Below are 7683 nucleotides of genomic sequence, written 5' to 3'. Positions count from 1 at the left end.
GAGGTACTGCTGAAACGGTGCCGGGCGCGAAAACCAAATCAGGCCGTTCACCAGCAAAATGATGCCAAGCGTGAAATAATAAACCACAAACCAGTTCAGGCTAATCTGATGAATGTAGGACATAACAAAAATTTGGGAGGGTTTCGGAATGCTGCAAAGATACAGCATTCAGGCTAAATTGCCTTAACCGGTACAAGCAGCGATTTTGTCTGCGGCCTTACCTCCCTCCCGGGATTCATGCAGAAAGGATGACGCAAAACGCCTTAGCTAAGGGTTGTTTTTTTCAGGACCTGTCCGCTCCCTTCAAAAATGCGCGATGCCTGTAAAAAATGCGCATCCCGCAGCGGCTTACAGGCGGTATTTGGTTATGTTTGGGCGCTTTCTAAAAGCTCCCCATTTGATCCTGCAGCGGCCTGATGATTCTTTTTCGGGCAGGTCAGCAGGCCCCTTTTTATTTCTTAGACCAGGTTGCTGTTTCTCAAAATAATCAGCAATTCTCCTTTAATCGTATGATTTTCAAACCGGTTATAACAGCCGCACTCCTGCTTAGCCTGTGCTTTGTATCGGGCACACTTCAGCCTGCACAGGCAGCAGCCGCTGGCTTCGAGGGTCCTGCCGAAGCAGCTTATCAGACCACCGATGCTGAGCATTCGGCTCGGGAGGCTTCCCCCTATGAAATCCGCGCATACCGGCTGCGGCCCGGCGAAACTTTCGTTTTGGACGGCATCCCCGACGAAGAATTTTGGAGCCGTGCGGAGCCTGCAACCCATTTTACCATGCAGGAACCGGAAGAAGGCGCAGTGCCCAGCCACCGGACCGAAGTATTTGTCGCCTACGATGATGACTACCTGTATATCGCAGCCATGCTGTATGATGATAAGCCGGAGGGCATTCTGGCATTTCAAAAAAGGCGAAATGCTGCCCTCGGCACCGACGACCGCTTCATGTTTATTCTCGACACCTTCAACAGCCAGCGTACGGCCTACTTTTTTGAAACCAACCCCAACGGCCTGATGGGCGACGGGCTGCTGACCGTAGGGCAGGGCGTTTCCCTGAACAAATCCTGGAACGGGATCTGGGAAGTGAGAACCCATACCGGCGAGCAGGGCTGGAGTCTTGAAATCCGCATCCCGTTCAGGTCCCTCGATTTCGACCGGGATTCCGACAGCTGGGGGATTAACTTTCAGCGGACCGTACGCCGTAGCAATGAAGAAATTTTATGGGCGGGCTGGCAGCGAAATCAGGGCATCTTCCGGCCGGCTGCAGCCGGAAAGCTGACCGGGCTTACAAACCTTTCGCAGGGTCTTGGTCTGGAAGTGAAACCCTATGTCACCGGAAGCGGAACGCGGCTTAGCCCACAGGGCATGGCTCCGGAGCGCTCGGGAAGCACCGATGCCGGCTTCGACCTGAGCTACAGCATCACCCCCGGCATACGCGCTTCGCTGACCGTAAACACCGATTTCGCCGAAACAGAGGTGGATCAGCGGCGGATAAACCTCACCCGTTTTCCGCTGTTTTTCCCGGAGCAGCGGGATTTCTTTCTGGAGGGAGCCGGCATTTTCAGCTTTGCTTCAGCAAGCGGGGTTACGCCTTTTTTCAGCCGCAGGATTGGTCTGGCTGAAGGCAGGCCCGTACCGGTGAATGCGGGCCTGCGCGTACTCGGGCGCACCGAAAACTACACCCTCGGCCTGTATCAGATCCGCACGGGCGAAACCTCTGCGGTACCGACCGAAGACTTCACTGCTGCCCGCTACATCCAAAACTTTGGCTCACGAAGCAGCATCGGGCTCATCTACACCCGAAGAAACGCGCATGACGATCAGAACAGCGGCTTTCACACCTTAGGCGCTGATCTTGGCCTGAACACCTCCCGCTTCCTCACCGATAAAAACCTCGAGTTTGAATCTTTTTTTCTTTGGCACAATGATCCGCGTGAGGCGTCTGAATCTTCTGATACCGACCGGATGGCCTACGGGTTCAGGATCAACTTCCCGAACTTTCCTTTTTACGGACACCTGTCATACCGGCAGCTTGGTGAGGCCTACAACCCGGCCCTCGGCTTCACCTCAAGAAACGGATTCCGGCGGATCAACCCGAACATCGGCTATACCCGTATTTTTGAGAACAGTGCGCTCGTAAGGTCTGCAAACGTAGCCCTTTCCTACACCTACCTGAGCAATCTACAGGGCCGGACGGAGCAGTCTAACATTTGGTTTCAGTTTCTGAACCTTCGGCTCGAAAGCGGCGAGCAGTTTTGGGGGAATGTGGTTCATGAGTATGAATACCTGCCTTTCAGTTTCGATTTACTGCGGGACGGCAGGTTCATCATTGAAGAAGGCGCCTATACCAAAAACAGGTTTTTTCTGGGGCTGAGCACGGCATCCTTCCGCAAGATTGTGGTTTATTCCGGCTTTGCCCGCGAAGACTTCTGGAACGGCACCCGCAATCAGTATGAAGCCTCCGTCACCCTGCGCCCTTACACCGGCATAAACGTGTCAGGCAGCTGGAACCGGGACGACATCTCCCTGAAAGCAGGCAGCTTCCATACCGACCTGTTCCGCTTTACCGGAAATTTTGATTTCAGCCCGTTCCTGGCCGTTACCTCCATCGTTCAGTACGACAACATGAGCAGCATGCTTGGCCTGTTCAACCGCCTCCGCTGGACGATACGGCCCGGATCAGACCTGTTTCTGGTGTACACCCGCAACTGGATTCAGCTCGATGACCGCTTCACCCCAACCGAAACGCAGGGTGCCGTAAAGCTCAACTACACCTACCGTATCTGAAGGGATAACGTACCGGGAGAAAGCAGGCCGGTTGTGGTAAAGGGGGGGGAATCGCACACAGAAACACAGGGTAATCAGCCGGGACCAAATCAGCTCTGATTTAGAACCGGTTTACATGAAGCTGATTCGGGAAGTACCTATATTAACACTACACGACTGTTTCAGGGTTTTGATGCTTTAAGATGCGGTGACCGGAAAAAGCCCGATCCCGGTATAATCCGCAGGCTTGATGCAAGCGAAATCAGACAGCTTGTGCTTTTCGTACCGCTGTACACAACCAGCGTAATTTGTGCTCAGTGGCCAAACAGACTGTTAATTCAATACTGAAAAAATTTTCCATTATGAACAAAGAGATCAGCTCAGCCACAGCTGCACGCGTGAAAGTTGAGGGGCGGGTTCAGGGTGTGGGTTTCCGGTATTTTGTGTACCGCTTTGCAAAACGTAACGACATCACCGGATGGGTGCGCAACCTCGACGACGGCTCAGTAGAGGCACACTTTGAGGGTCCGGAAAATAAGGTAAGCCAGCTCATTCAGCTTTGCCACGAAGGTCCGGTGGGCTCGAACGTCAAAAAAGTTACCATCAGTGAGGAGGAACCGGCCAACCGCTGGGACAGCTTCAATTTCCGATACGAATAAAAAATCTCAGGCCAGACTTATGACCCGCAAAATCAAATTTTATATGATCCTGGCAACGGGCATCATTGTGCTGCTTGTTGGCATCATCAGCTTTCTCACGAGTTACGGCGATACCAACTTCGGGGGCATTGTACAGCAGGTAACGGCCGTGATTGTGATCCTTGGCGGCATTGTGAACCTGCTCGTTGCCGCACACCTGAAGAAAGAAATGGAAATGAGCAAAAAGGAAGAGTAGGAAAGGGGAATCGCCGTTTTCAATCGGAGCCGAGCTCTACTATTGGCGGGTAACTACAACAACCCCGGGGATTGGCACCCTTTTTTGAAAGTTATCGAAAATCGGGATTTTACCGTTTATATCCCATACGCGATTCCCCCTCCCGCAGCGTTATCGCCGCTGTAAACCGGCCGTTTGCCTGAGGTTTCTTGCAGCTGCCGGAACTCCCCCTCACCTCATCTCCCAATCCACTTTATGAAAGTTACCTTACGATCATTTTTGGTTGCCGCCTTCCTGCTGCTGTACGCCGGCGTTGAGCTGGCGGCTGCACAGTCATGGCTGCGCAGCCGCTCCTCCGAAAACACCCCATCCGGACCCGTCGGCATTTCCATCTCCGTGAGCAGCAACCCTTACCTCGGGATGGATTTCTTCCTGAACGAGCGGTTCAGCCTGTCAGCCGCCGCACACTACGCCGGCTTCTTTAACGAAGACAACGACGCCGTAAGCTATCGGGCAGGGCTACGGGGCTACGGCAATGTGAGTGCCGGTACCCAAACCTATCTCGGCATTCAGTACATCCGCGACAGCTTCGCAGATGCCGACGCCCGCGACAGCATTTCCCCGCTCATCGGCTTTCAGCAGCGGATGAGTCCGCGTTTTGAGATGTTCGGCGAGCTCGCGCTGCAGATCTCACTCAGCGATTCCTTCGTGAGCCTCGACCCGACCTCAGTGGGCGTTCGCTACCGGTTCTAATCCCGACCTGATTCCTGTTCATGCCTAAACTCAGCGCAATTTACACCATCATCCTCACCCTCGGCGGGCTGTACTTGGCCCTTGCGCTGCTGCTGTTCCTGTTTCAGGAGCGGCTCATTTTTCTGCCCTCAAGGCCGGTCCCCTTCACCCCGGAAGTGGCCGGCCTTTCTTATTCCGAACACTTCTTCCCCACCGAAAACGGCCTGATGCTGCATGGCTGGTGGGTTTATCACGAGGGGGATGACGCCCTGAGCCGGCCTGCCATCCTGTTTTGCCACGGCAATGCGGGCAACATTGCCAACCGCATCCCGCTGCTCGAAATCTTTCACGGGTTGGGCTACAACATTTTCATCTTCGACTATCAGGGCTACGGCAAAAGTGAGGGCCGCCCCGGCGAGCGTCAGATTCTGGCCGACGGTATAGCCGCCTTCGACTTCATGACCGGGGAGCTGGGCGTAGCCCGCGACCGCATCCTGCCGCTGGGCCGCAGCATGGGCGGACCGGTAGCTGCGTGGGTCGCCATCAACCGAAACACGACCGCACTTGCGCTGGAATCGACCTTTACCAGCATCCCCGACATCGCCCGAAAAACCTATCCCATCTTTCCGGTCGGGCTGCTGGCGCGGGTAAAGCTTCCCACCCGCGATTTCGTAAAGCAGTTCGAAGGCCCCGTGCTTGTGGCACACAGCCCCGGCGACATGCTCATCCCCTACGAAATGGGGCGCATCATATATGAAACCGCCCCGGGCCAAAGCTACTGGCTCGAGCTTGCCGGCAACCACAACGACGGTCACATTGCGACGGGTCCGGCCTTCGGGCAGGGATATCAGGCCTTTATCGACCGGTACTTCCCCTGAATCAGCTCCCGCTGCCAGTCTTTCCTATTTTTGACGCGGCAGTATTTTTTTGACTATTTTGGGCACCCTTCAAAGAGTAGTATTTTTCAAAAAACCATCCGAAATCTTTAGCATGATTGTCCGCAATTCCGCCGCAGAAACGGCCCTTTGCATCACACAGCTGCACCACAGCAACATGACCGGAGCACTTGCTCAGGCCTGGAAAGGCGGGAACGGCATCCCGGAGGTGCCGGAGCCGCGGCATCTTGTTGTACAGGCGGCCATGTTGCACGACCTCGGATGGCTCGACTGGGAAGGTCAGCCGGACACCGGTACCGAAGGGCATCCCCATGATTTTCTGGACATGCCGAAAGAGCACCACCTCAGTATCTGGAAAAGCGGCTTTGATGACGCACGGAATCTTCATCCGCTGGCGGGTTTGCTCGTACTGCGGCACAACACGACCCTTGCCCGAAGCGGCAGCAGCGCCGGCGACTCGCCCGAGCTTGCCGCTTTTTTCAGCTGGGTGAAGCGGCAGGACAAACGGCTCGAAGCAAAACTGCTGGCCGATCATGCCTTACCCGGCCTCAGCCCGGAAGTCCTGCGGGACATGAACGCCTTCATCCTGCTCACCGATTACATCAGCCTGCGCATGTGCATGGGCCCCGAAAAGGAAAGTCCGTTTGGTCCGCCGCCCGCTTACCGCGACCTAAGGCTCAGCATGGAGCCGGACCCGAAGCTGCCCGAAACCTTTCGCATCCACCCCTGGCCCTTTAGCGGCGACCGTTTCAGCTGGCAGGCCGGCGCGTGGCGGCATCCCCGAAACATCCCCTTCGGAGAGCTTGGCCCCGAACACAAATTGCAAATCGACATGCAGCTGCTGCCGGCAGAGCAGCAGCACTAATTTTATTTTTAGGGTGATGTGTCCCCTGCCCTAACCCGCTTTTTTTTCCATTCCAAAACCCGGACCGAACACATGAACCATTTTATTATTACCGGCGCCTCACGCGGTATCGGACGCTCCCTTGCCGTTGCCCTTGCCGGCCCCGGCACAACGCTACATCTTACCGCAAGAGGGGACCTCGGCGAACTGCTCGAGACCGTTTCCAAACGAGGCGCTGCGGCACACGCCTGGCAATTTGACCTCGCCCGCACCGACGGCATCACCCTGCTCACAGAGGAAATATTTGACAACATCAATCAGGATGAAGCCGGCCTCATCGCCCTGGTGAACAATGCCGGCATGCTGCAGCCGATTGGCCCCATAGGCAAGCACGATACAGACCAATACCGGCAAAATCTCGAGGTCAATTTCGTAGCTCCTGCCCTGCTCATGCACGAATTTGTGAAACGCACCGCAAATTTCAGCGGTGAGCTTCGGGTGCTGAATGTTTCAAGCGGCGCCTCAAAAAATGCCTATCACGGCTGGAGCCACTACTGCAGCACCAAAGCTGGCCTCGATATGCTCACCGACTGCCTGCACCTCGAGCACAGGGCGCGCATCAAAACCTTCGGCTTCAACCCCGGCCGCACCGACACAAAGATGCAGGATGAAATCAGGGAGCAGTCGCCCGAAGACTTCCAGTACGTGCAAAGCTTCATCGACGCCAAGACACAAGGCAAACTCAACAGCCCCGAAACCATTGCCGAAATGATGAAAATCGTACTGCTCGAAAACCGCTTCGAACCGGGGAAAATGGTGAGCGCGCGGGATTTTTGAAGAGGGGGATCAAACGGAAAACATCTGTACTACTGAGCACGCACTACTCTTAAAATTAGGCTAACTGTCACAGCAAACTAGTATATAAAAAAACTGCCTGGTAATACACTATGTGCTTACCAGGCAGTTACCTGCAAGAACTATTTTGCCGGATATTTTTCAAGTATTTGCTTAAGCGGCTGTATAAAGTCAGTGAACCACTTGTGCTCTTCAGCTATAAATTTATGGGCTATTTCTTTGAGCTTTCTGTCGTTAGCAGGTCCCATTCTATATCTCCAGATACTGGCTGTTTCACCACCTTCATCACCACTGGCGAGTTTAAATATTTCTTCATCCGGAAGACCTGCCGTTTCCTTGGTAAGCTCAAGTATTTTTTTAAATGCGGGATCGGAAGTTCTGCAGCGTAGGCTGATTTTGTTTTTTTTTGAAGCCTGCAGTATAAATGGCTCAAACAAAATACGATAAGTACCGAGCAGGTCATTTGCCTCATGGTGTTTGTTTTGTGGCATGATTAAATCTCTATGCAAGAATTTACTATTCATCACAAACTCGAAATCAGCATTATTCATATCCACTATCTGTTCTTGATTTTCATTCATATTGGCTTCGTTTTTTTTGTCTTCATTTTTGGCATCAAAACCTATGTCATCTATGAAAAACAACATATTAACTTTCCATGAATTCCATTTATCACCGTCAAGCTCCGGAAAAATGGTTATCGGACATGCAATATGTC

General features: G+C 53.7%; 8 protein-coding genes. 7 read left to right on the top strand and 1 reads right to left on the bottom strand.

From position 1 onward, the window contains the following. The first annotated feature begins 509 nt into the window (after positions 1 to 509). From LAT75_RS14490 to LAT75_RS14460, 7 genes are all read left to right on the top strand, one after another. Positions 510 to 2786: a DUF5916 domain-containing protein gene (locus LAT75_RS14490; RefSeq protein ID WP_291483397.1), complete on the top strand. Its 2277-nt coding sequence runs from the start codon at positions 510 to 512 to the stop codon at positions 2784 to 2786. A 341-nt stretch (positions 2787 to 3127) separates the two neighbouring features. Next, complete coding sequence (locus tag LAT75_RS14485) at positions 3128 to 3424, top strand: acylphosphatase (protein WP_291483396.1); 297 nt, start codon at positions 3128 to 3130, stop codon at positions 3422 to 3424. A gap of 43 nt (positions 3425 to 3467) precedes the next feature. Continuing rightward, positions 3468 to 3659 (top strand): hypothetical protein, encoded by a 192-nt coding sequence (locus LAT75_RS14480; RefSeq protein ID WP_291483395.1) that lies wholly within the window; start codon positions 3468 to 3470, stop codon positions 3657 to 3659. A gap of 234 nt (positions 3660 to 3893) precedes the next feature. After that, positions 3894 to 4391 (top strand): hypothetical protein, encoded by a 498-nt coding sequence (locus LAT75_RS14475; protein WP_291483394.1) that lies wholly within the window; start codon positions 3894 to 3896, stop codon positions 4389 to 4391. A gap of 20 nt (positions 4392 to 4411) precedes the next feature. Continuing rightward, positions 4412 to 5248, top strand: coding sequence for an alpha/beta hydrolase (locus tag LAT75_RS14470; protein ID WP_291483393.1), 837 nt, complete (start codon positions 4412 to 4414; stop codon positions 5246 to 5248). A gap of 112 nt (positions 5249 to 5360) precedes the next feature. Next, the gene (locus tag LAT75_RS14465; RefSeq protein ID WP_291483392.1) at positions 5361 to 6131 is read left to right on the top strand and encodes a DUF3891 family protein; all 771 of its coding nucleotides are present in this window, start codon (positions 5361 to 5363) and stop codon (positions 6129 to 6131) included. Between the two features lie 72 nt (positions 6132 to 6203). Then, positions 6204 to 6947 carry an SDR family NAD(P)-dependent oxidoreductase gene (locus LAT75_RS14460; RefSeq protein ID WP_291483391.1) on the top strand — a complete coding sequence of 248 codons (744 nt, stop codon included), beginning with the start codon at positions 6204 to 6206 and terminating at the stop codon, positions 6945 to 6947. Between the two features lie 140 nt (positions 6948 to 7087). Here the strand turns inward: LAT75_RS14460 and LAT75_RS14455 are convergent. Then, positions 7088 to 7683 (bottom strand): hypothetical protein (locus LAT75_RS14455; protein ID WP_291483390.1); only part of this gene is annotated, 596 nt, incomplete at its 5' end.

The sequence above is a fragment of the Cyclonatronum sp. genome (assembly GCF_022565315.1).
Lineage (GTDB): Bacteria > Bacteroidota > Rhodothermia > Balneolales > Cyclonatronaceae > Cyclonatronum.
This window is presented reverse-complemented; position numbering and strand designations above follow the sequence as displayed.